Here is a 25,306-nt window from a genome sequence, read left to right as displayed (position 1 = left end):
TCTCATCCAGCTCTTTAAAAGGTTTCCAACGCGTAGCTCCAGCGGCCGTTAAATGCTTGATAAGCATTCACTTTAGCTTGCAACAATGAAATCGTCGAATCAACATCATTCTCTTCAGCACTTAATAGATCGCGACGTGAGTCTAATAATTCTAAGTAAGGTAGTTGCCCTTCTTCATACATTGCTTCAGCTTGCAAGAATGCACGATTTGAATATTGATAACGTTGATCCGCATAACGTTGTAGTGAACTCTGTTCAACAAGGCGTTGTAAAGTAAGTTCGCTTTCGCTTATTGCTTTTAAAACAACCTGTTGGTATTCACTATAAGCTGCTTCACTCAAGTATTTCTGTGCATCACGTTCCGCCAACAATGAAGGGTAACTTAATAGTGACCATTCAATTTGTGGTGTTACTTGCCATTGACCATGTGAAGTAGATAACCCTAAGCTTTCTAGGCTTAATACACCAGCAAAGGCACTTAAACTGACCTCAGGTAAAAGGGCTTTACTTGCTGCGACACTTAATGAATTTGCTTGGCTAAACTCATACAAAGCACGGCTAATATCAGGACGTAGTGCAATCGCATTGCTAGGTTCGGCGAATGCAACACGAAAGGGTAAATCAAAAATACCTTGTTCGTTTTGCAAGCTAATCGCACTGGTTAGTTGCCCTGTTAACACAGCTAAGGTCGATAAATCACTATACTCTGCGTAAGTAATTGCAGGCAGCAATGCTTCTTGTTGACTAAGTTGGGCACGGGTTCGATTAAGGTCGAGTTCGTTAGCCGCACCCTCTTCAAAAAGAGCTTCTAGTACATCTACACTTTGTTCTAATGCTTCGACTTGTTGCTCAATAATCTGTTTTTTACGTTGATACCCTTGGTAACTGACATAGCCTTTTACAACAGAAGAAACGACTTCTATCTGCAGTAAACGACGTTGTTCAGCTTGGCTCATAGCAGATGCTTCTGCTGCATCAACCAACGCACTAATTCGACCAAATAAATCTAACTGCCAGGTTAGTGATAGATAAGCACTTGATTGACGAGGTGTTGTCTCAACGACATCACCTCTTTGTGCGCCAGCGACAACACCACCTTGTGGTAAAAACTTCGCTTCTTCAACACCAATACGCGCTAACGTGCTTTGTAATTGCAATTGGCTTGTACGTAAATCATGATTCATTAACAGTGCATCATCAATCAATTGATTCAACTGTGGTGAGTTAAGATTTCTCCACCAATTAATTTCATCCTCACCGGTTAATCGCTCAACAAGGCTGCTTTTATCAATAAAAGTATAAGCTTTTTCTTGCTCATCTTTTGTATTCACTTGGCTCGCACAACCAGACAAAATGGTAGCGACTAACACAGTCGATAAAGCAACCTTAGGCTTTAAACGTTTGACTAACTTAAGCATTGCTTTTCTCCTCAACACTGATTTCTTTATCAATATTGTTGTGATCATCAAGATTTCTTTGTGCCTTATCATTCTTAGTTTTACTCACTAGCATATAAAACACTGGAGTGAATAGTAGACCAAAGATAGTTACCCCGATCATGCCTGAGAATACAGCATTACCCATCGCATGACGCATTTCCGAACCTGCACCTGTTGCAAGAATTAATGGTACAACACCCGCTGTAAATGCAATTGATGTCATTAATATTGGGCGTAAACGCATACGACACGCGGCTAAGATAGCTTCAAGGTGCGTTAAACCAGAGTCATGTTGATCCTTAGCGAACTCAATCATCAAGATGGCATTTTTAGAAGCCAAGGCCACCAATACAATCAAGGCAATTTGCGTAAAGATATTATTGTCTGACCCCACTAACCACACACCCAATAACGCAGAGAAGATAGTCATCGGTACGATTAAAATAATCGCTAATGGTAAACGTAAGCTTTCATACTGCGCCGCTAATACCATGAACACTAACAACACCACTAATGGGAAAACGTACACCATGGTATTGCCCGCAAGTACTTGTTGATAAGTGACTTCCGTCCATTCATATTCAATGCCCGTTGGTAATGTATCGGCTAACACTTTTTCAATCGCAGCTTGTGCTTGATCTGAGCTATAACCAGGAGCAGGACTACCATTCAACTCAGCACTTGGATAACCGTTATAATGCATTACACGGTCAGGGCCAATTGTAGGCGTTACCGTTAATACAGACCCTAATGGCACCATATTTCCGGAACGATTACGGACTTTTAAGTTAAGTATTTGCTCAGGATCGACACGGTATTCAGCATCAGCTTGTGCGTTAACTTGGTAAGTACGTCCAAATAAATTGAAATCATTTACATACACAGAACCGAGGTATATTTGCAGCGCATCAAACACTTGATCCAATGGGATCCCTTGAATAAGCGCTTGCTCACGGTCTACGTCTATATCCATTTGTGGTACTTGAATACGGAAGCTTGAGTAAAGTCCCATTAACGCAGGATCTTGTTGAGCTTTACCAATCACCGTTTGCAGGCTATTAAATAATGCATCAAAGCCTTTGTTTGATCTGTCTTCAATTTGCAGTTTAAACCCACCTGTTGTGCCTAAACCTTGGATTGGCGGTGGCGGAAACACTGCGACAAACGACTCATCAATAGCGGTAAAACGTTTATTTAATTCAGCTGCGATTGCCGTTGCAGATTCGCTAGGATCGGTACGTTGATCAAAGCCTTCAAGCGTAGTAAATACAATACCGCTGTTTGGCGTATTCGCGAATCCATTCACCGATAACCCAGGGAAAGCAACAGTATGTGCGACACCAGGCACTGAAAGTGCAATCTCTTGCATCTCTTTTAATACCGCTTGTGTACGGTCAAGGCTTGAAGCGTCAGGCAACTGTGCAATCGCCACTAAATACTGTTTGTCTTGCGGCGGGATAAAACCACCTGGTACGGTATCAAATAACTTGATAGTACCGCCAAGCAATACAACATAAGCAACCATTGCAAAAACAGATAAACGAATAAGCTTTTTGACTAACTTCTCGTAACCTTTTGCACCACGATTAAAGACACGGTTAAACGGTTGGAATAACCAACGACCGAATAATTTATTTAATAAACGTGTAAAGAAATCTGGTTTTGCATCATGCGGTTTTAATAATAATGCCGCTAAAGCAGGTGATAATGTTAGTGAGTTAAACGCAGAAATAATCGTTGAGATAGTAATGGTCAACGCAAACTGTTTGTAGAACTGACCTGATAATCCAGTAATAAATGCCGTTGGAATAAATACCGCACTCAATACCAATGCAATCGCAATAATAGGACCTGTTACTTCACTCATCGCAACGCGTGTCGCTTCTAAAGGTGATAGTCCTTTTTCGATATTACGTTCAACATTTTCGACCACCACAATGGCATCATCGACCACGATCCCTATCGCCAGTACTAAACCAAATAGTGACAGTGTATTAATCGATACACCTAACCATTGCATCACTGCAAATGTACCAATTAATGAAATAGGCACTGCAATTAATGGAATGATAGACGCACGCCATGTTTGTAAAAAGACGATAACAACGATAACAACCAGTACAATTGCTTCTAATAAAGTTGCAATTACCGCATCAATCGAGCCGCGTACAAAAACGGTTGGGTCATAAACGATGTCGTATTCAACACCTTTAGGGAAGTCTTTCGATAAACGTGCCATGGTTTCACGTACTTGATCTGACAGCTCAATCGCATTCGATCCTGGACGTTGGAACACAGGCATCGCCAATGCAGGTTGATTATCTAACTCAGCACGTAACGAATAGCTATCTTCACCTAAATCAACGCGTGCAATATCAGATAAACGCGTTAACTCACCTTGTTCACCGACTTTAATAATAACTTCTTCAAATTCTTCAATACTACTTAAACGACCTTTAACGTTTAATAATATTTGGAATTGACTGTCATTAGAAATAGGTTGTGCACCCAAGCTACCAGCGGCAACTTGTTGGTTTTGTGAACGTAAAGCAGTGACTACATCACCAGCCGTTAAATTACGAGCCGCTAACGCATCTGGATTCAACCAAACACGCATTGCATATTTGCCGCCACCAAATAAACGAACATCACCCACACCCGGTAAACGTGCGATTTCATCTTTAACATTTAAATCAGCGTAGTTAGATAAGTAAGCCGTATCGTGTGTTTTTTCAGGTGAATATAAATGCACTACCATAGTTAAATCTGGCGATGATTTTTCTGCGACGACACCTAAACGTTGCACTTCTTCAGGCAAACGTGGCAATGCACTGTTGACGCGATTTTGTACTTGTACTTGCGCACGGTCTAAATCAGTACCTAATGCAAAGGTAACCGTTAAGGTCATACGACCGTCACTGGTGGCTTGAGAAAACATATAAAGCATGTTTTCAGTACCGTTAATTTCTTGCTCTAACGGAGTTGAAACGGTTTGACCGATAACAGTTGGATTTGCACCTGGGTAGTTCGCGGTAACCACAACCGTAGGAGGAACTACTTCAGGGTATTCACTCACTGGTAGTTGGAATAATGAAAGACCACCAGCAATTAAAATAACCAAAGATAACATCGCCGCGAATATCGGGCGTTGTATAAAGAAATGTGAAAACTTCATTGTTATTCCTTAGTACTTGCCGTTAACGGTTCATCTACAGCTGATAATGTAAAAGTCACGCCAGCGCTATCAATATCCACAGAGTTTGGTTTGATTGGCATACCTGGACCAACACGAGCAGGACCATTTACTGCAATCAGATCACCCGCTTTTAAACCTGAAGTGATCGCACGTAAACTACCGTAACGCTCACCTAGTTCTACTAAGGTGTATTGCAGCACATTGTCTTCGCCTACAGTCAGCACAAAATTATTTTTTAAATCTGTACCGATAGCACGTGAAGGGATAACAACTTGCTCAGTCACTTTGTTTGCAGCTAATCTAACGCGCGCAAATGAACCGGCACGTAATGCTTTATTTTTCTCATCAAACACGGCGCGGACACGTAATGTGCCCGTCGCTGGATTGATACGGTTATCGATAAAATTGATATAACCAGAATAAGGGAAATCGGTTTGACCGACTTTTTGCATCACAACTTGTTGATGGCTTTCAGCAGTCACATCATCAAATGAACCATTCCAAGTACGTTCGTCAATATCAAAATAACCGTACATTTCTTTATTTGAAACAATCGACGTTAGTACTGTTTGTCCCGCTAAAATATTATTACCGCGTGTAATATTAGTACGTGAAATAACCCCATCAATTGGAGAACGTATTTCAGCAAACTCTAAATCAAGCTGTGCCGCACTAAGATCCGCTTTTAATGAAGCAAGTTGCGCTTCACCTTGACGCAATGCTGAAGCACGAGACTCAGCCTGTTCTGTCGAAATCGCTTTACGCTGAACTAAACGAACAGCACGCTGCGCTTCACTTCGTAATTGCGCTAATGCAGCTTGGGCACTGTTAACTTGTGCTTTAAGCCCGGCAACGACGGCAGTAAATGGACGACTATCTAATTTAAATAAAAGATCACCCTGTTTAACTTGATCGCCTTCTTTAAATGACACTTGCTCTATCACGCCCGAAACGCGTGGCATTAATGAAACTTGCTCTGGTGCTTCTAAACGCGTGGTGTAGGTATGCCATTTTTGAGTCGGTGTTACTAATACTTCTGCAACGTCTATCGCTTGCAAAGGTCTTTGGTTAGCTGGCTTACTTGGCTCTTCTACACAACCGATTAATGTAAGACTTGCCACACTAAAAATTGCAGCAATTAAATATTTGTTCATGGTGATGCTCCTTTTCTAATTGCGGTGAATTTTACGGAACAAACTAGTGCAAAAAAAGCATCGTTTTTTAAATTCATTAATGCCAAAATGGCACCAATAAACACTAAAAAAGTGACTTAATAATGATTAAACATCACATTTAAGCGCTATTAGGGAGTAAATATGGACATCACAAGTCGACTATTAATGCTACTTGAAGTCGTTGAGCAAGGCTCTTTTGCGAAAGCAGCAGAAATTAGAAACATAGACCGCTCAGTTGTCTCGAAGCAGATTGGACGATTAGAAGATGAATTAGGTGTGAGATTACTTAACCGATCTACTCGCTCATTTTCTTTAACGGCCGCTGGCGCAGAGATGGTCAAAAAAACAGTTGAGATACGTGATTTATTGGGCGATACACTTCGCTTAGCTGAAAATTATCACCAAGAACCACGTGGTGTATTGAAAATAGCGAGTTCATCTATTATTGGCCGACGTTATTTACAACCTGTGATTAATGACTTTCAGAAACGTTTTCCACAGGTTGAAGTTGAACTGCGTTTAGATGACCGTGTTGTCGACATTATCTCTGAAGGGTTTGATTTAGCTTTCCGAATCGGTAAACCTAAAGACTCTTCTTTAATCGCCAGACCCATCGCACGTAATCGTTTACTCATTTTAGCGGCGCCAGAATTTATTAAAAGTTATGGGCATCCCACTAAAATAGAAGACTTAGCGGACTTACCGGCAGCTAGCTTTGCAACAGCAAGCACCAGAATGGAAGAAATTAATTACTTAAATGAGTATGGGAAGCCAACAGAACAAAAAATGAAAAGTGTTTTTAGGAGCAATGATGCAAATGTTCTATTAATGAAAGCCTTATCTGGTGGTGCCTACTTCATAACACCGGCATTTCTTGTTAGTAACGAAATTAAAGATGGGTTATTAGTACCAATATTAACTGACTTAGCTTTACTAGATTATTATCCTATTTATGCTGTTTACCCACATCGAGACCTCCCCGTAAGAACTCGATTATTCTTTGATGCCGTATGTGAATACCTAGGTAAAGAAAAACCTATTTGGGAACAAGGTATTCCAAATTTTGAACAACTTTATCAAGCAGCATCAGGTAAAGATCTTAGCCCGAGATAAAGGGCTAAAAAAAGAAGGGTAAGCTAAACTGCAGTTTGCCTTTCATTTTGTATACTTTGAAATAAAAAAGATTAACGCATTAATGCAATAAACATCCCCTTCCTTTTTCAAGTTCCTACAACATTTTTTCAAGTCCCTGTAAATAATGATCAAATACCCACAACAAGTTCCTACAAATAATGATCATGCTTTAAAATTAAATAGCTCAAATCAAATCATTATTACATTTACACCCTGTAAATAATTCACACTTTTACCAGAATGTTTTTCATGTCAATAAAAATACACAACAAAAACAATAAGATAAAAACTTGGCACAGTAATCGCAATATACTGAATACACATCAAATAAAGGAGAAACAATATGAAGAGCATGAAAACAATTGCACTTTCAACTGTACTACTAACTTCATCAACGATCGCATTAGCAGATCAACAAAGTTGGAAGAATGAATCTCTTGATGCGTGGATAGATGGTAAAGCTGAAACAACATTGCTACTAAACACCAACTTAAACTCATTTGATATTAATACTGACGTTCATAGTGGTGTCGTCACCTTAACGGGCGCAGTTGATAGCAATATCGAAAAATCATTAGCTGGTGAATTAATCGCAGGATTAGATGGCGTCAAAGAGGTAGAGAATAATCTATCTATTTTAGAAGAAAATAACCAAGCAGGTTTAGATGATAAAGCTCTGTCTGCTCTAACGGATGCCAAAATTACAACCGTTTTAAAAACGCGATTATTAATGGCTGAGGACGTTAGTGCAATGGATATTGAAGTAAAAACCACCAATAACGTTGTTCTGTTAACCGGTAAAGTGGCATCAGATACAGAGCACGATTTAGCAATGAATATGGCACGTAATACAGAAGATGTATCTAAGGTTATTGATAAGCTTGAAATTATCCAATAATCCACGTTTTATTTTTATAAATGCATTTTTGTAATGCATGTAACACATCATCTAAGTAAGGAGAGACAACATGATTCGCTGGGTATTTTTATTTCTCGTGATTGCCTTAATTTCAGCTGTATTCGGATTTGGTGGTATCGCTGGCGCAGCCGCTAGTATTGCAAAAATAATATTTTATCTGTTTGCAGTGCTGTTTGTTATCTCGATTGTCGCCAATATCATAAAACGCTAGAAATAGTAGGAGAACAAAATGACTAATATAAGATCTTATAAACACTTTGCAGCAATTTCAGGTTTAGTTTTGGCCCTGAGTGGTTGTACTGAAGGCCCTGCAGAAAAAGCAGGCGAAAAGATTGATGATGCATCAACAGATATTGAAAATAGTATTGAAGATACCTGTGAAGGTTTAAAAGATACACTGAATGCAGAAGATAAAGATTGCTAATACTTGTTATCAGTAAAAGAGAGAATAAACTATCTTGATTATTCTCTCTTTTATCGCTGTTTAAACCTCAGATATTCACTGCATTAATCCGAATCCGGTAACAATATACAGAAGGAATAAATAATGAATAACATTTTTGAAGCATTACGAGAAAGTCATCAAAAACAACGAATGTTAATGGAAGCCTTACTGAAAACCTCGGGTGACTCATCAACCAGACGTGAGTTTTATGATGATTTAAAACAAGAGCTTAAACTGCATGCGATTGCAGAAGAACGTGCCTTTTATGCACCATTAATCAAAGCTGATAAAACCGTTGAATTATCACGACACGGTATCGCAGAACACCATGAAATTGATAAAATTATTGAACAATTAGATAAAACTGAATTCAGCTCACCAGGATGGCTAACTATTATGCAATCTTTACAGCATAAAGTGTCTCATCACCTTGAGGAAGAAGAGCAACGTTTCTTCCAAATGGCAGGCAAAGTGTTTACTGCAAAACAAAAGCACAATCTTGCTGAAGAATATATTGAAGAAATGGCGAGCTAATACTAAATGACTCAGATTGTATTATTAATACACAATCTGAGTTTTATTGTTAGTGCTTTTTTCATTTATTCGCCAAGTTTCATCACTAAGTTTCTTCGTTAAGGAAATTCCATGTTTATTACTAAATATTACTTATTTGGCACGTTATTAAGCTTAGCCTTAGCTTGGTTTCTTCCGATGCTAATACTGAAAATATTATTTTCATGGGTAGCCCTTTCATTAGCGATTGTCAGCGTGGCTTATTTATTTGATATTCCCTCTATTTTTAGAAAAAACAGTGATGGAAAAATACTATGGTGGATCCAATGGGCTTTCATCCCTTTTCTACTGGGCGTTAAAGCTTATAACGCGTGGGCAAGAAAGAACGATGATGTTCCTCCCATACAAAAAATAACCAATAACTTATACCTTTCAAGACGGTTATTATCGTCGGACTTAGAATATTTAAAGTCACAAAATATTGACTGTATTGTTGATGTCACAGCTGAGTTTGCTGGTTTAGAAAGTGCGATGACAGATAAAAATTTCGATTATTTAACCATTCCAGTATTAGATCACAAAGCACCTTCTTTACATAAACTACGCCATGCACTTTATTGGATTGACGTACAACTATCACAATCTCGCTCTGTGGTTATCCATTGTGCTTTAGGTCGTGGGCGTTCTGTATTTGTCATGGCGGCTTATTTATTAAGTCGAGACTCTTCGCTGAGTGTCGATGACGCACTAACTCAAATTCATTCTATTCGCAGTTCAGCTAACTTAAATAAGAAACAATACAAAGTGCTCAACGCGATTAGTAAACAACAAAAACTAAAACTACCAGAACCAACCTGGATGATTGTGAACCCTGTGTCAGGGGGTGGTAAATGGCTGCAATATCAACAACAATTAATTCGACAATTAAGTACCAAGCATCGTCTAAAAATTGTAGAAACCACGCCAGATATTTCAGCAACAGCCCTGACTAAACAAGCTAAAAGTGCAGGTGCCAAAAAAATAATTGTATGCGGTGGTGACGGAACCGTAACGGAAGTGGCTAGCCAACTCATTGAATCAGAAATAATATTGGGGATTGTGCCTTTTGGTACAACAAACGCTTTATGCCATGTATTGTATGGTTTACCAGCAAAATATTCTCCAGTAAATGCAGCTTGCAATGCTATTTTATCTGAACAAGTTCGCACGATTGATACGGCGAAATGTAATGAACAATTAATGTTGTTAGCGATGGGTATTGGTTTTGAACAGCAAATGATTTCGTCAGCAAATAGAGAGAATAAAAATGAAAATGGCCAGTTTGCTTATTTGAATGGCTTCTTTAATGCAGTGGTTTCAAGTGAATCACAACAGTTGAATGTAAAAATCAATGATGAAGCTCAACAAAATTTGAATGTTCAAAGCTTAATGGTCGCCAATACCGCTCCATTCAGTACTTTATTAGCTCAAGGTGGTGATGCACCAGAGCCAGATGATGGTAAGTTGCACATGACTTATTTAGATAATACGAATTCATTTACTGAGACAGTGATTGCGTTATCTGATTTAGCGGCTTCTAGTTTAGGGCTTCAAGATAAAGCAAACCAATTTCAATATTGTGACGGTAAGCAGATAGAAATATCTGCAGATCATGAAATAGAGTATGTTATTGACGGTGAAAATTATCGAGCGCAAAATATTAAAATAACAGTACAGCCTTCATCACTTAAGGTCTTTGCCATTTCTCAATAAAAAAGAATATTGATTGGTGCTTTAGATTTTGGATCTTCATTTTAGGTTTAGGTTTACCCTTGAATCTAAAAAATTTGAGTTCTGAGATAAATAAAGCACGTATCAAAAATAACTCTGAATATAACTATTAACACAACAACATTGACCAATAAACACACAACCAGTTTACTTATTTTAAAAAATATAAGCCCTGCTATTGTCAACAATATTCCGCATAATACCTAGCTTCCTAACAAGTCCATAGACGATTTTCTCTATATCAAATAAAAAGTATCAAGTTATAAATTTGACAAAATTACCATTCATCGCGATGATTAGCTCCCCCTCCTAAAAAATTATATGATTGATTCATTATCGTGAGAGCAAATTAATGCATAAATTAAACTTGTTATTAAGTATTCAAAATAGCTCATTACGTGACGCTATATTGAGTAATTCAGAATTGACTCAATTCGATATTATTGAATTAGATGCAAGCCAAGATTGGATATCAAAAATCAAAACAATGGCACCTACGGTTGCAATTATTGGTGTCAGTAGCTTTAGCTCTGAAGATTATGAAGCCCTATCTAAACTAGATGAATTGAATGAGATGGATTTAATCATCATCAGTTCCGGCGTTCCTAATCCAAACTTAGATAAATTAATGCAATTAGGTGCGATATTTCATTACCGCATGCCTGTTGATATAGAAATATTAGCAGAAACATTACAAGACGTACGACAATCTAATTTACCTAAAAGTACAGCTGGGCAACAAGTATCCACCAGCGATTTAGACCAATTTGGTTTATTAATTGGCTCTTCAAGCCCAATGCATCGGTTATATAGAACATTAAGACGTGTAGCAAAAACGGATGCTTCTGTATTTATTATTGGAGAAAGTGGAGCAGGTAAAGAGCTTGTTGCTCAAACCATCCATCAAGCAAGTGACCGAAACCAATACCCATTTGTTGCAATTAACTGTGGTGCTATCAGCCCTGATTTAGTAGATAGCGAATTATTTGGTCATAATAAAGGCGCTTTTACCGGTGCAGACAAACCACATGATGGGGTATTCAAACGTGCTGAAGGTGGCACTTTATTTCTTGATGAAATAACTGAAATGCCTATTGAACATCAAGTAAAGTTATTAAGGGTATTGGAAACAGGGGAATATCGTCGTGTTGGCGGAGAAACGGTACATATAGCAAATACACGCATTATTGCAGCAACCAACCGCGACCCTCAAACGGCGATTGATGAACAAGAATTAAGAGAAGATCTGTATTTTCGTTTAGCTCACTTCCCAATTAATGTGCCTCCTTTAAGAGAAAGGAATGGTGATATTATTGGTTTAGCAAAACACTTTATTGCCCATCAAAACGCTAAAGCAATAAAAACCAAAACAATATTAGATGATGCATTAGATAAAATTGCAGCATACGATTGGCCAGGTAACGTAAGGGAATTAAAACACTCTATTGAAAGAGCATTTATTCTTTCAGATGACGTTATAAAAGAGGAGCATATCGTTACAGATTCGCTTCAAATAGAAGGTGAAGATCCAACACTCAATGCATTAGTACCGGTGGGCGTTGCTTTAGTCGCAATAGAAAAAGCGGCGATAGTGAATACCTTAGATAATAATGAAGGTAATAAAACCAAAACGGCGCAAGAGCTTGGTATCAGTGTTAAGACACTCTACAATAAACTCGATAAATATGAAGTCACTTAATTAACCATCGTTACATGCCGTAAGCTTATAAAGTGACAAAAACTAACACATTGAGAACAGCAAATTATTAGTGTTCTCAATGTTGATAAGTCCACTTTGATTTAAAATATGCTAAATAATCTCAGTTTAAAAGTGCTAGTTTAGCGTGTTAATTTCAAGCAATTACTTTTATAAAACACGTTTTAAATCATCTTGCTCTTAGTACTAAATGACTTCGACCAAAAATATCTAAACGTTCTAATAAAGTGTTTAAACACACTAACAATGGCACGCCAAGTAACATCCCCATACTCCCCCATAACCATCCCCATAAAATTAACCACATGAAAATAATCAACGGATTTAGGTTAAATCGTCTTCCCAATAAAGTAGGGGTTACAAACTGACTTTCTGCCATATTAATCACTAAATAAGTCGCAATGATAATAAAGGCATAACTCATTGAGTCAAATTGTACATAAGTGATAACACCGAAGCAGATCATAGAAATAAGCGGCCCTAAATAAGGCGCAAAGTTCATAATGCCTGCGAGTGTGCCCCATAGGAATGGGTCATCAACACCGAACATAAAAAATACACAGCCGACGACGATACCCAATGCAATATTAATTAACGTTACAGTGCCGATATAACGAGACAGATCTTTTTGAATCACTCTCACTAATTCCACTGTTTTACGTTTGTTAGAGAGATGGTCAAATTGCATTAAAAAACCAGTAAACAAAGAGCGGCCATAACTGAGCATAAAGTACGCCATAAACAGTGAAATCATTAATTGAGTAATTGCTGTCGGTGTCGCTATAGCAATACTTTTAACCAGAGAAACAACCGTTGTGCTTTGAAACTCTCCGACATTAGAACTATTAACAATGGCTTCATTTAATGCAGAACTTGTACCTGCGTTATTGGTTGCATTAGTCACTTCTTGTGAAATATCTTTTACTAGTTCTGGTAGTTTCGACCACCATTGCTGAGCAGGTTCAGTTAATACTGCGACTCCTCCAAATAGAAGACCAACAATCAAAAAGATAACACTCAATACCCCTATTGTTCTGGGAATGCCGACTCTTTCCAAATAATTAACTAGTGGACTACATAACAACGCAATAAACGTACTCACTATGACAGGCAATAATATAGACTTGCCAAAGTAGATACAGCCAATAAGAACGATGATAAAAAAGAACCAAAAACCAATGGTATATAAGGTTTTTCTATCTTTTTTGCTTTGCTTTACTTGTTGGACTTCTTGGTCAGGAGAGAGAGCACTTTGATTCTCAGAGGAGTTTGAATTTGGTTTTACTGGTGAGTTAATTTGCTGTTCATTATTGATTTGAACATCTGAAGAGGGCTCGTTTACTTGCTGGTTGTTTTGCTTATCCTTCAAATCATTTATTCCTTTTTACTGCACTAGCATTTGAGCGCTTATGCGTTTTTACACTTATTGTTTGAATCCAAGGCTGTTAAACTTAACTAACTTAAATTAGTGCATTTAAACTTTTATAAGTTCTACCTAAGTTACTTTTTACTTCAAAAAAACTAATGCTAATTTACTCATTACCTTTTGGGGTTGTGCTATTTGAACTACGGTGTTGGTTAAAGTAATTCAAACCTAAAGAGGCGATAGGATAAAAAGATTTAATTTTCGTACGATATTTAGCTAATAACGCAGTCGCAACGGTTACCCCTATCGTAACGGCAAAAGGATGCTTTTGTGTTTTCTTTCTAACAGTATGCAGCAGTAAATTAAGTTTCAATTCACACTGTCTAGCTGAATCTTTACCTTCTAAGCGTTTTAAATTAATCGAATGATTTAGCTGCTTTAGAGATGACATCTGCGCCCTCCTTTAATTGAGCAATCGTTGCTTTAAAACCAAAGAATTTCATTAAGTGTTTCTGCCAATAAGCTAATCCGAGCAATACTAACCCCATTGCCAATAGAAATAGACCTACTGCAATTAACACATTATAGGTCAAACTATAAGCAATAATTCCAATGCAGATGCAAAGACTAAATATAAAAAGAATCAACAAAGGAATAAATACAAGCTGACAAACGGCAAAACGTTTAGCTGCTTCAATATTGCGTAATATTTCAATAAAGAAGAGTTTGATGGTCGACTCAGACCATTGCCCAGCTTCTTGTGCTATTTTTGATACCTTGTTAAATACATCAGTTATTTCATCAATTTTGATGCCTAACGTTTCAGCATTTAGCTGACCATCGTGTGATGCTTCAGCATCCACACTTTCATTACTTAACTTTTCAGAATCTAATTGTTCATTGTTTAACTGTTCGTTATCCAACGGTTCATTATTCAACAAGACATCTTGCTGAGTACCTTGAGAGGTTTTATTTTGATTCGACATATTTTGCTTGTTTTCCATAATAAAACCTCTCCGGTGACTTAACTTATTTTATCAATTTTGAAACCGCCCAGCCGGCTAGAAATGCACAGCCGATACTCAATAAAGGACGCTCTTTAATAATATTTTCAGCTTGGTTTGTCACCGATTTAACTTTTTCAGAACCTTCATTCAACGATTCTTGTGCTTTATTTTTTAAAGAGTGGACAGCTTCAGAAGTTGCTTCTTCAGCTAAATGATATGCTTCTTCAATTTTTTGTTGTGACTCTTGAGTTTTTGCTTTTGGTGTAGCCATTTTAAATCTCCTTAATAACAGAATGTATAATATGATTTCACGCTAAAAATAGGGTTGTACCACTGTCTATCAACTTACTAAGATAAACATCCCTAAATATTTATTATTCTCTTTTTATATTGCGAAAGCCATGCCACATTTACAAACCCCCGAACAAAAAACTTAAGTGTTTGATAAATAACACTTTAATGTAAAATTAAAATTAAAGATGAATATTATCAAAAGTAATGCTTTGTATTTTCTACCGATGTTGAGGTGTGACCATGTAAAAGTTACTTAGTAAATGTATAAGCTAATTGTAAAAAGTAATAAATGGTTTTTGATATAAATAAATGGTGTGTAGGTAAGAATATGGCACAGATTGAGATAAAAGATTATCCCCTTATGATTTGAATTAAAAAAAGTAAATATTTATAAGGGATACCTATCGCATAACTTAGATACTTAGATACTTAGATACTTAGATACTTAATAATGAAAAATGGATGATGAAGTGAGAACAAACACTTTGCTAACAAGTACTAACAGTTTTTCACCGTGTCTTTACTATACACAATGTTTGCTCGCTTCATTTAATGGTAACTTATTCTGCAACCTCAGGTGGTTTTAAGAAGTATGACTCAGCAAGTTCATTATGAATACCTGCTAGCTTAATCTGTACTTGGTCAACATAATCATGTAAATCGCCATTTTTAAGGGCCCTTACATCTTTATGTTTTAATTCATTGCTTACTTCTTCAATTAATTTTATTAGCTCTTTTGAATGAATGAGCGGTTCCATTAACTGTTTTAGTTCATATAAGCAAAAGAGAATCGACCGAGGGAATACTTCACTGTGCATAATAAACTCTATAACATCAGCTCGTTGTACTCGTACCCCCATTTGTTGACGATACATCTGATACGCACTCATTGAACGCAATAAACTAATCCATTGAATATTTTCATAAGGCTTAGCTTCTTCATTAGTAATTAACGATGCAGAACGAATATCTAAAATGCGAGATGTCATATCAGCACGTTCTATCATTAAACCAAATCGAATAAATACATAACCTTGATCATGATTGATCGTTGCATCCAGTGTGCCAAATATCATATGTGTTGATTCTATGATTTTCTTTAAATAAGCAAATCTTCCGCGCTTACTCAGCCCTTCATTTTGATTATCTTTCACATAGTAATATAACGAATTTATCTCTTCCCATACATCTCTTGGAATCACATCTCGTATAGTGCGTGCACTTTCACGCGCTGAAATAATCGAGTTAAGAATGGAAGAGTTATTATCATGTCCAACTAATAAATAGCGTAATGCCTTTGCCTCAGAAAAGTCAGTGTGATTTTCTTGGTATGCTTGTCGCACACCAATAATGTCAATGAGAGGCTCCCAACCTGTGCTAACGCCTTTAGGCAGATCCATAATCAACATATTATTAACATTAATTAAACGCGCTACATTTTCCGCACGCTCAATATAGCGAGACACCCAATATAAAGTTTCACATACTCTTGATAACATATTATTTCGCCTCTTCGTCAACAATCCAAGTATCTTTACTACCGCCACCTTGTGATGAATTCACCACTAAAGAACCTTTGACCATGGCAACACGTGTTAAACCACCTGTGGTCACTTGAGTATCTTTACCTGACGATAAAATAAAAGGTCTTAAGTCAGCATGACGACCATCAGCTTCAATCCCATCAAACGTCGGTACCGTCGATAAATCTAACGTTGGTTGAGCCACCCAGTTTCTTGGATCTGCTTTAATTTGCGCAATGGTTTCTTGCTGTTGTTTTTTAGTCGATTTAGGGCCAATCAATAAACCGTAACCACCAGATTCATTCGCAGGTTTTATCACTAGCTTATCGATGTTTTTAATCACATGGTCACACTCTTTAGGATCCATGCATTTAAAGGTGGGTACATTAGGCAATTTTGCATCTTCGCCAAGATAATACTTAATCATCTCAGGTACATAAGCATAAACAACTTTATCATCTGCAACCCCTGCACCCGGCGCATTAACTAAAGCTACATTACCTTTAGACCAAGCGCGCATTAAACCAGGAACCCCTAACTGAGAATCAGGTAAGAAAGCTTCTGGATCTAAAAACAGATCATCAATTCGGCGATAAATAACATCAACTCGCTGTAAACCAGTGATGGTTCTCATGTACACACAATCATCTTTTTCTACAACTAAGTCTCTGCCTTCGACTAATTCACAACCCATTTCTTGAGCTAGATAGCAATGTTCAAAGTAGGCGGAATTAAAGACACCAGGCGTTAATACAACCACTTCTGGTTTGTCTTGAGGACGAGGCGACATGGCGGCTAACATATCAAACAACTGGGAAGGATAATCATCAACCGGTAAAATTGAGACTTGTTCAAATAACTCAGGGAATACACGCTTCATTACCGAGCGATTTTCAAGCATATAAGAAACACCAGAAGGAACACGTAAGTTATCTTCCAATACATACATAGTGCCATTACCATCTCGCACTAAATCAGAGCCACAGATATGCGCCCATATTTTATTAGGCGGATTAATACCAACACATTGCGTGCGGAAGTTAACTGACTTTTCTAATAAGCCTTTTGGAAAGACACCATCTTTTATGATTTTTTGGTCATGGTAGAGGTCATCAATGAATAGATTTAACGCTTCAACGCGTTGCTTCAAACCGACTTCGACACCCTGCCATTCTTTTTTTCCGATAGTACGAGGTATGATATCAAAGGGCCATGCCCTATCTATCATGTTCCCTTCATCGTACACCGTAAAACTAATACCCATCTCTTTAATCGCTAAATCTGCAACCGCTCTTGCTTTTGTTAATTCTTCTCCTGACAAACTAGAAAAAAATTGAGCTAATTGCTTACCGTGTAATCTGACGTTTCCTTTTCCATCAATTAATTCATCAAAAAACCCATTTGTGTTATACGCTTTCCAATCAATTCCCATACACTGTTCCGCCTTTTCATTATTAACTTATATAAAAATATAAAGTTCTAAAAATTACTCTAATCGAATCATATCTACTGCTACATCTAATTGCTGAGAACCGCCACCAAACACAACACCTTTCAAAGGAGTGACATCAGAAAAGTCTCGTCCAACGGCTAAGGTAATATGTTGGTCTGTAGGTAAAACATTGTTAGTCGGATCGAAATCAACCCAGCCTACACCAGGGAAAAACACAGCGAACCAAGCGTGAGTCGCATCGGCACCTTCTAATTTTTCTTCGCCTTCGGGGGGCATTGTTTCAATGTATCCACTAACATACCTGCCTGCTAATCCCATGCTACGTAAGCAAGCAAGCGCAAAGTGTGCAAAATCTTGGCAAACGCCCCTTTTTTGTGCAAAAACAACACTTAAAGGCGTACTAATCGTAGTAAAACCAGGATCATAGTAGAAACCATGAAAAATTCGTGCCATTAAATGGTTACACGCATCAATTAAATTAGTTTCAGGCGTAAATGACACTAATGCATAATCTCTAATCCCATCATCTAAAGGAGTGAGCTGCGAAGGTAAGGTAAATTCAGCTGCTTTTAGCAATTCAGTGGTATTAGGCTTCGCAAGTAAATCACGTACTTCATCCCAAGGAACATCAAGGTCATTTAAATTATTATTTGCCCCAACCAATAACTCGACTTCACTGATCATAGTCACGGTCAGTATTTTATGTTGAGTAGCGATTTCAAAAACAGTCACATTGTTATTAAAATAATCCGTAAACTGACGTAAATAGTTTGTCGGAGGCGATATTTCAATTCGACTATGATGGCATATTTGTCCACGATCCGTTTTCGGCGTTAAGCGAGCTTGGTTTTGACACAAGCTTACAAAATCCGAGTAATGGTATGTGGTGGTATGTTTTATTTTATATTTCACGATTGAGCTTGTTCAATGTTTGTCCAGTTTAATTTATTAGCTGTTTGTGTATGAGAGAAGTATTGTAGTAGCAATACATCACAAAAAGTATCTAAGTTCATACGAATATTATGGCTAAACTCTATTAACTGTTGACGCTGGCCCTCTACACTCTTTTGTAGATAATCTTTCTCGGTTAAGTAACAAGTTGTTTTAGATAGCAAAATAGCTTTTTCATGTGCAGCAATTAATCCTGGTCGACGCTTAGTTGGCAGGTGCTGACAAAGCTGATTAATTTGTTCTAATTGAAATAATAACGAACGAGGATATTCTGCATCCAATAATAATAACTCTAACCCAGTTCCAATACTTTGATACATACGATAGCGACGCTTATGTGTCACCAGACTCACTTGGCAGCTTAGTACGGCCTCTATTAAACTCATCTCTTCTGGCGTCTCAAGCTCTTCGGTCAATAGCGCTGAGCTTAATGAGGTTATTTGAATGCTACGCTCAATCCGGCGTCCTATTTCTAATAAGAACCAACCGTTACTATTTGGCATACAATCAGTAATTGATCCATTAAAAGCCATGATTGAACCGATAGCCCTATCCAACATACTTTGCATTGCACGAGTCGAGATGTTCATGTTGGTATTTTTTAATAGCTGAACCTGAACGTTAATATCATTAATCATTCTGCGACTATCATGAGATAACAGTTCACGAGTTTGCACCGCAGCATTAGACAAGTATTTAAGCGTATTAATGATACTGCCAGCACATTGTTCATCGGCTAACAATTGAAAAGCGACTTGTTTAGATAACAGAGGGTCGAAATCATCTAGTGTTGAAACTTGTTCGATATAAGGATAAACAATATGCTGCATGCAGATCGCATTTGAAAAGCGACCGACGATATTACGTCGAGTTGAATCAGGGGAAATGGCCAGTTCAGTATATCTATCTATAAAAATACGTAAAATTCGGATCGTGTTTTCACATCTTTCTAAGTATCGCCCTAACCAAAATAAATGTTCGGCAGTACGACTAGAAATAACACCTTCCAACAGCGTGACATCCATTCTTTTCTTAATGGGATTAGGCACATTAAGCGGGTCTAATTCAGTTTTATCTGCAGTGTTTATCCACGTATCTTTGATCCAACCAGAGACGTTAGGGTCATTACTAATCTCATTAGAAAAACATAACGCGGAAGGCAGTACTTCTACTCCATTTTCTGTTGTTAAGGCATAACATCTAAAAACAACAGGTTTAGCAATGAGTTTTCCATCATCCCAAAAAGGCGCGGTACTAAAAATAGGTTTTTCTTGAAAATAGTAATCGTTAGGTTGTTCATTGATTAATAAAGTGATTTTTTCTGCATCAACTTCACCATCTAACTTAACCTGCTTATTTTTATAACTCACTAACTCAAGTAAACTCCAATCTAAGGTTTCAGCTTGCGCTACATTATAATAATTAGGTTCTGCGATAATCAGGGGCTTATTTAAAAGCTGTTCAGAAAGTTTAGCGAGATTACATTGAATAATAGGCGACGATAACACCCCACTACCGAATGGATTTAATACTTTAACCGAACCTTCACGTACCGCCTGCAATAAACCAGGTATACCGTGTAAGGAATATTCAGTTTGCTCTAAAGAGTCGATAAAACGGTCCGCTACCCAACGAATGATGACATTAATCTTGCCTAAACCTTGTAATGATTTTAAACAAACTTCACCATTACGCACCGTCAAATCAGCACTTTGTACTAGGGTATATCCGAAATAAGCAGATAAAAATGCATGTTCATTATAGTTAGGATCTTCAATACCTTGAGTTAAAATAACCACTCTAGGGTCATCCATATATTGAGTATATTCATTAATGCCTTCTTGGAATTTTTTCAAGAAACCTTTAATTTGTTGCACATTACACTCAGCAAACTCTTCGGCCATAATACGTCGAGCAATAATACGGCTTTCAACTAACAACCCCATACCCAATGGGCATTGGCAATGGTCCGCCAGCACTTTAAATTCGCCAGAAGGCGTACGATAGACATCAAGTGCGGTGAAAAATAGCTTTAATTCTTCAGGAGGAAGGCTAAAACCTTCTCTAAGATAATTACTATCTTGGTATAATTTTTGAGCAGGGATATGGCCATCAAGTAATAGCTTTTGTTCTCCGTAAATATCCTGTTGGATTTTATTTAATAAGATTGTTCTTTGTTTAATTCCGTCTTCGAGTAAAGTCCACTCAGCCTTAGAAAACATAAAAGGTAACGGATCAAAATGCCACTGTGATCGACTTTCAATATTAGTGCTACCATTTTGTAATAGTTGACTAATCTCAATCGCACGACTGCTAATATCTTCAGCGGTTAAACTGTCTAATCGGTTAAACAAGGTATCCCATTGTTCAGGAGAATCCCCGCCATGATTAGCTAGCTCATCGTGAACATGAGGTTTTTTAAGATATAAGGATAGCCATTTAGGCAATGCCGACATTGAGTGGTTTTTAATATACAAGCTGAACATGCTCCATTTGATAGCGAATAACTATCATCAATATGATGGAAGTGATAAGTCATTGAATCACTCTACCTTAAATAATCTAAGGGTAGAGTGATTTAGGTCCCTACCTTTTTATTTAAAGGTAGGTTGTCGACGTAAGTCTAAGGTATTTGGATAGTCTTCATTCACACTTTCTTCTTCAGGAATAACAAAGTCAGTCACTGCTTCTGCAGATTGGAAACTATGCTTAACAGCCGATGGCGTCCAAGCAGCTTCATCTGATGCTAATAAAGATGGCGTATGCCCATGCTCCCAAAAACGTGCCACTCGACGTCCTTCTGCTTCAAACGCATTAACCGGTAAAGTTTCAGGATTACGTCCACCAGCATGACTCACATGATAAACAAATCCACCTATCGAACGGCCCACCCATGTATCGATTAAATCAATGACTAATGGTGCATGTACGCCGATGGTTGGATGCAACGCTGTTGGCGGTTGCCAAGCACGGTAACGAATACCTGCGACCATTTCATCTTTAGACTTACCTTTAACCGCTTTAAGAGGCACACGACGTCCATTACAGGTAATAATATAACGATCGCTGATCATACCTTTCACTTTGATCTGCGCTCTTTCTAACGATGAATCAACATAACGCGCAGTACCAGAAGCACTCGCCTCTTCACCTAATACATGCCAAGGTTCGATTGCCGTTCTAAGCTCTAGTGTAATGTTGTCTATTTCGCGCGTTCCACACACTGGGAACCTAAATTCAAAGAATGGATTTAACCAGCTAAGTTGGAAATTGAAACCAGCTTGTTGCAGGTCACGAGCAACTTCGCCTAAATCGTTTTCAACATATTGTGGTAATAAGAACTTATCATGCAGTTCAGTGCCCCAACGTACTAGTGGCTTATGGTAAGGCGTTTTCCAGAACCAAGCTAATAAAGTACGTAGCAATAGCATTTGTACCAAGCTCATTTGTGAATGAGGCGGCATTTCAAAGCCCCTAAATTCAACAATACCTAAACGACCGGTTGCAGAGTCAGGTGAATACAACTTATCGATACAGAACTCAGCACGGTGTGTATTACCCGTTAAATCCACTAATAAGTTACGTAATAATCGGTCAACTAACCAAGGTTCTGGTACTTCACCCATTGGCATATGTGAGAAGGCAATTTCTAATTCATATAACACTTCGTCTCTGGCTTCATCGACACGTGGTGCTTGGCTTGTTGGGCCAATAAATAAACCAGAAAACAAATAAGATAACCCAGGATGATGCTGCCAAAAGGTAATAAAACTTCTTAAAATGTCAGGTCGACGCAAGAAAGGACTTTGATCCGGCGTTTCGCCACCTAAAGTTACATGGTTACCACCACCGGTGCCCGTATGACGGCCATCAGCCATAAACTTATCAGTGCCTAAACGGCATTGTTTTGCGAGGCCGTATAAGGTTGTGGTTCTTTCAACTAATTGTTTCCAAGAAATGGAAGGATGGATATTAACTTCTATGACACCAGGATCAGGTGTGACTGCGTATTTTTCAACACGACTATCTTTTGGTGGCGTATATCCCTCAATAACAACAGGAATCGTTAATCCTTTAGCAACTTTTTCAATGGCCGTTAATAAGCCCATGTATTGTTCAAAGTGACTGGTTGGCGGCATAAATATATACATACGCCCTTCTCTCACTTCTAGTACTAGAGCCGTTTTAACCATCTCTTTGCCGATAAATCCTTTTTTAACTCTGCCCGGTTTATCAAAGTCTTCAGGAATATCAAAGGGGTCACGATCAATAATATTTTCAGTCCAATCAAGACTGTCTAGAGGTAAGCGATAACCTAATGGGGATTCACCTGGCAATAGGAAACAATGCCCACGTTTAAACTCCCAAGTACATGACTGCCAACACCTTTTACCATCATTCCATTTTAAAGGTAATGCATAACCAACCGGCTTCTCTATCCCTTTTTCCATTTTTGCTAACAAACCTTTACGGCTCATTGCATCCAGTAACTCAGGTTGTTCAGGATTAAGCTCGACGGGTAAAGAAGCTTCTTGCCACATATGATAAAGAATATCTTCATAGGCGGTTGTTAAGGCTTTATCACTAAGACCTAGTGCGCCACACAGCTTATCTGCAAATTTCTTAGTATCGGTATGATCTAATTTATAATCTTTATTCGGGTCAGCTAATAATTTGGCATCTTTCCATAATGGCACGCCATCTTTACGCCAGTAACATGCATACTGCCAACGCGGTAAAGGTTCGCCAGGGTACCATTTACCCTGTCCATAATGCGTAAAGCCACCCACCGTAAAGACTTTATTCATTTCTACAAATAAGTCTTGAGCTAATTCTCTTTTTTGTTGCCCATCGGCCTCAGTATTCCACTGTGCATGTTCCATATCATCAATGGAGATAAATGTAGGCTCTCCACCCATGGTTAAATGGATACCTTCTTCATCGTAAATATTGTCAACTTGCTGACCTAATCGGTTAATAGCAGCCCATTGCACTTCAGAATAAGGCTTAGTTACACGAGGGTCTTCATGAACACGTGTCACTTTATTGAAGAAACTAAATTCAGACTCACAATCGTCGATGCCACCTGTTACTGGTGCTGCAGAGCTTGGCTCTGGTGTACAGGCCAATGGTATATGCCCTTCACCAGCGAATAAACCTGAAGTTGGGTCAAGTCCAATCCAACCTGCCCCAGGAATATAAACCTCAGTCCAAGCATGTAAATCAGTGAAATCTTCTTCCGGGCCACTTGGGCCATCTAATGATTTTTGATCAGACGTTAATTGCACTAAATAACCCGATACAAATCGAGAGGCTAAACCAAGGTGACGGAATAATTGCACCAATAACCAAGCCGAGTCTCGACATGATCCCGTCGCTTTAGTAATCGTTTCATTAGCGGTTTGAACCCCCGGTTCTAAACGAATACCGTAACCCACTAGCTCATAAATAACTTGATTGACTGCGACTAAAAAATCAACACTACGAAGCGGCTCTTTTGGACGTAATGATTCAATTAACTCAAGGAATTTTGGGCTCGCTTTACGTTTTTTTAAATAAGGCGCAAGCTCAGATTTTGATAAGGAGTCATAAACAAAGGGGAATTCTTCTGCGTATTCTTCTAAAAAGAAGTCAAAAGGATTAATAACCGTCAGTTCTGCGACTAAATCAACAGTAAAGCTAAATTCTGTGGTGGGTTTATTAAACACAACCCTCGCTTGATAGTTACCAAAAGGGTCTTGTTGCCAATTTATATAATGATCTTCAGGTACAATTTTTAAAGAATAACTTTTAATTTTAGTGCGGCTATGAGGTGCAGGGCGTAAACGAAATATATGCGGCCCCATCTTAACTGAACGGTCATATTTATATTCAGTATGGTGTGTAATACCAACAGTAATGGTCATCAACTAATCCCCTTTAATGATACGCAGCTATATAAATAACATGAAAATGTTATTGAGTGTTGATTTTATTTTGTGCAATATTTATTCCATATACTTAAAAAAAAACAAAATAAGAGCTTGGCCCTCATTAATCCTCTAAATCAGTCAAGTTACAGAATATATCCGCTATAAATACCATCAAAAAATGGTGTTTTACATAATTGATGGTGCAATAGATGCACTAAAATAGTACTTAAAAACAGCAAGGTAATTGTCTAGTGTAAACTTAATACTCAATAAATAATGAAAGATAAAGCAGAAAAACAACCTCTATTTTTAATTAGTCTTAACGGAAAATATTGATAATTAAATCCATGAATCAACAATAGTTCTTAACGATTAAAACACTGGATAATAGTTAAATAATGGAGATGAAAGTCAGAAAAAATGCAATTCAAAGCATATTATTTTATATGAATGATCAATTACGCTACTTTCTTAACTGAAACATAACTGATA

General features: G+C 37.8%; 19 protein-coding genes. 7 read left to right on the top strand and 12 right to left on the bottom strand.

The annotated features are described in order from the left end of the window. Nucleotides 1-14: 14 nt before the first annotated feature. Genes Q0794_RS12945 through Q0794_RS12935 form a run of 3 tightly spaced genes read right to left on the bottom strand, consistent with a single transcriptional unit; the run spans nucleotide 15 to nucleotide 5,789 of the window. Nucleotides 15-1,418 carry a TolC family protein gene (locus Q0794_RS12945; protein WP_298942531.1) on the bottom strand — a complete coding sequence of 468 codons (1,404 nt, stop codon included), beginning with the start codon at nucleotides 1,416-1,418 and terminating at the stop codon, nucleotides 15-17. Next, the gene (locus Q0794_RS12940; protein ID WP_298942529.1) at nucleotides 1,411-4,614 is read right to left on the bottom strand and encodes a multidrug efflux RND transporter permease subunit; all 3,204 of its coding nucleotides are present in this window, start codon (nucleotides 4,612-4,614) and stop codon (nucleotides 1,411-1,413) included. The genes Q0794_RS12945 and Q0794_RS12940 overlap by 8 nt, the downstream gene beginning before the upstream one ends. Before the next feature lie 2 nt (nucleotides 4,615-4,616). Continuing rightward, on the bottom strand, nucleotides 4,617-5,789 hold the full coding sequence (locus Q0794_RS12935) for an efflux RND transporter periplasmic adaptor subunit (RefSeq protein WP_298942527.1): 1,173 nt from the start codon (nucleotides 5,787-5,789) through the stop codon (nucleotides 4,617-4,619). A gap of 162 nt (nucleotides 5,790-5,951) precedes the next feature. Between Q0794_RS12935 and Q0794_RS12930 the strand changes: the two genes are divergently transcribed. From Q0794_RS12930 to Q0794_RS12900, 7 genes are all read left to right on the top strand, one after another. Beyond that, nucleotides 5,952-6,923: a LysR family transcriptional regulator gene (locus Q0794_RS12930; protein ID WP_298942525.1), complete on the top strand. Its 972-nt coding sequence runs from the start codon at nucleotides 5,952-5,954 to the stop codon at nucleotides 6,921-6,923. A 364-nt stretch (nucleotides 6,924-7,287) separates the two neighbouring features. Further along, nucleotides 7,288-7,842, top strand: a complete 555-nt coding sequence (locus Q0794_RS12925) for a BON domain-containing protein (protein WP_298942523.1) — start codon at nucleotides 7,288-7,290, stop codon at nucleotides 7,840-7,842. 70 nt (nucleotides 7,843-7,912) lie between these two features. Further along, complete coding sequence (locus tag Q0794_RS12920) at nucleotides 7,913-8,074, top strand: DUF1328 family protein (protein WP_298942521.1); 162 nt, start codon at nucleotides 7,913-7,915, stop codon at nucleotides 8,072-8,074. Nucleotides 8,075-8,092: 18 nt separating this feature from the next. Continuing rightward, complete coding sequence (locus Q0794_RS12915) at nucleotides 8,093-8,287, top strand: hypothetical protein (RefSeq protein WP_298942519.1); 195 nt, start codon at nucleotides 8,093-8,095, stop codon at nucleotides 8,285-8,287. A 123-nt stretch (nucleotides 8,288-8,410) separates the two neighbouring features. Continuing rightward, nucleotides 8,411-8,842, top strand: coding sequence for a hemerythrin domain-containing protein (locus Q0794_RS12910; RefSeq protein WP_298942518.1), 432 nt, complete (start codon nucleotides 8,411-8,413; stop codon nucleotides 8,840-8,842). 111 nt (nucleotides 8,843-8,953) lie between these two features. Continuing rightward, on the top strand, nucleotides 8,954-10,573 hold the full coding sequence (locus Q0794_RS12905; RefSeq protein WP_298942516.1) for a diacylglycerol kinase family protein: 1,620 nt from the start codon (nucleotides 8,954-8,956) through the stop codon (nucleotides 10,571-10,573). 370 nt (nucleotides 10,574-10,943) lie between these two features. After that, nucleotides 10,944-12,290, top strand: a complete 1,347-nt coding sequence (locus Q0794_RS12900) for a sigma-54 dependent transcriptional regulator (protein WP_298942514.1) — start codon at nucleotides 10,944-10,946, stop codon at nucleotides 12,288-12,290. Nucleotides 12,291-12,477: 187 nt separating this feature from the next. Here the strand turns inward: Q0794_RS12900 and Q0794_RS12895 are convergent, their stop codons facing one another. From Q0794_RS12895 to Q0794_RS12855, 9 genes are all read right to left on the bottom strand, one after another. After that, entirely contained in the window at nucleotides 12,478-13,677 is a 1,200-nt protein-coding gene (locus Q0794_RS12895; RefSeq protein ID WP_298942513.1) for an AI-2E family transporter, read from the bottom strand. 163 nt (nucleotides 13,678-13,840) lie between these two features. Continuing rightward, nucleotides 13,841-14,125: a hypothetical protein gene (locus Q0794_RS12890; RefSeq protein WP_298942511.1), complete on the bottom strand. Its 285-nt coding sequence runs from the start codon at nucleotides 14,123-14,125 to the stop codon at nucleotides 13,841-13,843. After that, nucleotides 14,091-14,678 carry a phage holin family protein gene (locus Q0794_RS12885; protein ID WP_298942509.1) on the bottom strand — a complete coding sequence of 196 codons (588 nt, stop codon included), beginning with the start codon at nucleotides 14,676-14,678 and terminating at the stop codon, nucleotides 14,091-14,093. Before Q0794_RS12885 ends, Q0794_RS12890 begins: the two co-directional genes overlap by 35 nt. Before the next feature lie 25 nt (nucleotides 14,679-14,703). After that, nucleotides 14,704-14,952 (bottom strand): hypothetical protein, encoded by a 249-nt coding sequence (locus Q0794_RS12880; protein WP_298942507.1) that lies wholly within the window; start codon nucleotides 14,950-14,952, stop codon nucleotides 14,704-14,706. A gap of 583 nt (nucleotides 14,953-15,535) precedes the next feature. Next, nucleotides 15,536-16,474: an alpha-E domain-containing protein gene (locus Q0794_RS12875; protein ID WP_298942505.1), complete on the bottom strand. Its 939-nt coding sequence runs from the start codon at nucleotides 16,472-16,474 to the stop codon at nucleotides 15,536-15,538. A 1-nt stretch (nucleotide 16,475) separates the two neighbouring features. After that, on the bottom strand, nucleotides 16,476-17,930 hold the full coding sequence (locus tag Q0794_RS12870) for a circularly permuted type 2 ATP-grasp protein (protein ID WP_298942503.1): 1,455 nt from the start codon (nucleotides 17,928-17,930) through the stop codon (nucleotides 16,476-16,478). A gap of 54 nt (nucleotides 17,931-17,984) precedes the next feature. Next, complete coding sequence (locus Q0794_RS12865) at nucleotides 17,985-18,863, bottom strand: transglutaminase family protein (protein WP_298942502.1); 879 nt, start codon at nucleotides 18,861-18,863, stop codon at nucleotides 17,985-17,987. Further along, a complete protein-coding gene (locus Q0794_RS12860) occupies nucleotides 18,860-21,388 on the bottom strand; it encodes a circularly permuted type 2 ATP-grasp protein (protein WP_298942500.1) in 2,529 nt (842 codons plus the stop codon). Before Q0794_RS12860 ends, Q0794_RS12865 begins: the two co-directional genes overlap by 4 nt. Nucleotides 21,389-21,496: 108 nt before the next feature. Then, nucleotides 21,497-24,808 (bottom strand): transglutaminase family protein, encoded by a 3,312-nt coding sequence (locus Q0794_RS12855; RefSeq protein WP_298942498.1) that lies wholly within the window; start codon nucleotides 24,806-24,808, stop codon nucleotides 21,497-21,499. Nucleotides 24,809-25,306 lie beyond the last annotated feature (498 nt).

Origin of the sequence: uncultured Psychromonas sp. (genome assembly GCF_947489755.1) — a bacterium.
Classification (GTDB): Bacteria; Pseudomonadota; Gammaproteobacteria; order Enterobacterales; family Psychromonadaceae; genus Psychromonas.
Note: the sequence above shows the minus strand (reverse complement) of the source record. Positions and strands in the feature narration are given on the sequence as shown.

Bases quoted from the DNA above. Each gene is read 5' to 3' on its own strand.
- Q0794_RS12870 (WP_298942503.1), bottom strand. From the start codon at position 17,930: ATGGGAATTGATTGGAAAGCGTATAACACAAATGGGTTTTTTGATGAA.
- Q0794_RS12940 (WP_298942529.1), bottom strand. From the start codon at position 4,614: ATGAAGTTTTCACATTTCTTTATACAACGCCCGATATTCGCGGCGATG.
- Q0794_RS12855 (WP_298942498.1), bottom strand. From the start codon at position 24,808: ATGACCATTACTGTTGGTATTACACACCATACTGAATATAAATATGAC.
- Q0794_RS12885 (WP_298942509.1), bottom strand. From the start codon at position 14,678: ATGGAAAACAAGCAAAATATGTCGAATCAAAATAAAACCTCTCAAGGT.
- Q0794_RS12875 (WP_298942505.1), bottom strand. From the start codon at position 16,474: ATGTTATCAAGAGTATGTGAAACTTTATATTGGGTGTCTCGCTATATT.
- Q0794_RS12880 (WP_298942507.1), bottom strand. From the start codon at position 14,952: ATGGCTACACCAAAAGCAAAAACTCAAGAGTCACAACAAAAAATTGAA.
- Q0794_RS12910 (WP_298942518.1), top strand. From the start codon at position 8,411: ATGAATAACATTTTTGAAGCATTACGAGAAAGTCATCAAAAACAACGA.
- Q0794_RS12905 (WP_298942516.1), top strand. From the start codon at position 8,954: ATGTTTATTACTAAATATTACTTATTTGGCACGTTATTAAGCTTAGCC.
- Q0794_RS12935 (WP_298942527.1), bottom strand. From the start codon at position 5,789: ATGAACAAATATTTAATTGCTGCAATTTTTAGTGTGGCAAGTCTTACA.
- Q0794_RS12945 (WP_298942531.1), bottom strand. From the start codon at position 1,418: ATGCTTAAGTTAGTCAAACGTTTAAAGCCTAAGGTTGCTTTATCGACT.
- Q0794_RS12860 (WP_298942500.1), bottom strand. From the start codon at position 21,388: ATGTTCAGCTTGTATATTAAAAACCACTCAATGTCGGCATTGCCTAAA.
- Q0794_RS12900 (WP_298942514.1), top strand. From the start codon at position 10,944: ATGCATAAATTAAACTTGTTATTAAGTATTCAAAATAGCTCATTACGT.
- Q0794_RS12920 (WP_298942521.1), top strand. From the start codon at position 7,913: ATGATTCGCTGGGTATTTTTATTTCTCGTGATTGCCTTAATTTCAGCT.
- Q0794_RS12925 (WP_298942523.1), top strand. From the start codon at position 7,288: ATGAAGAGCATGAAAACAATTGCACTTTCAACTGTACTACTAACTTCA.
- Q0794_RS12915 (WP_298942519.1), top strand. From the start codon at position 8,093: ATGACTAATATAAGATCTTATAAACACTTTGCAGCAATTTCAGGTTTA.
- Q0794_RS12930 (WP_298942525.1), top strand. From the start codon at position 5,952: ATGGACATCACAAGTCGACTATTAATGCTACTTGAAGTCGTTGAGCAA.
- Q0794_RS12890 (WP_298942511.1), bottom strand. From the start codon at position 14,125: ATGTCATCTCTAAAGCAGCTAAATCATTCGATTAATTTAAAACGCTTA.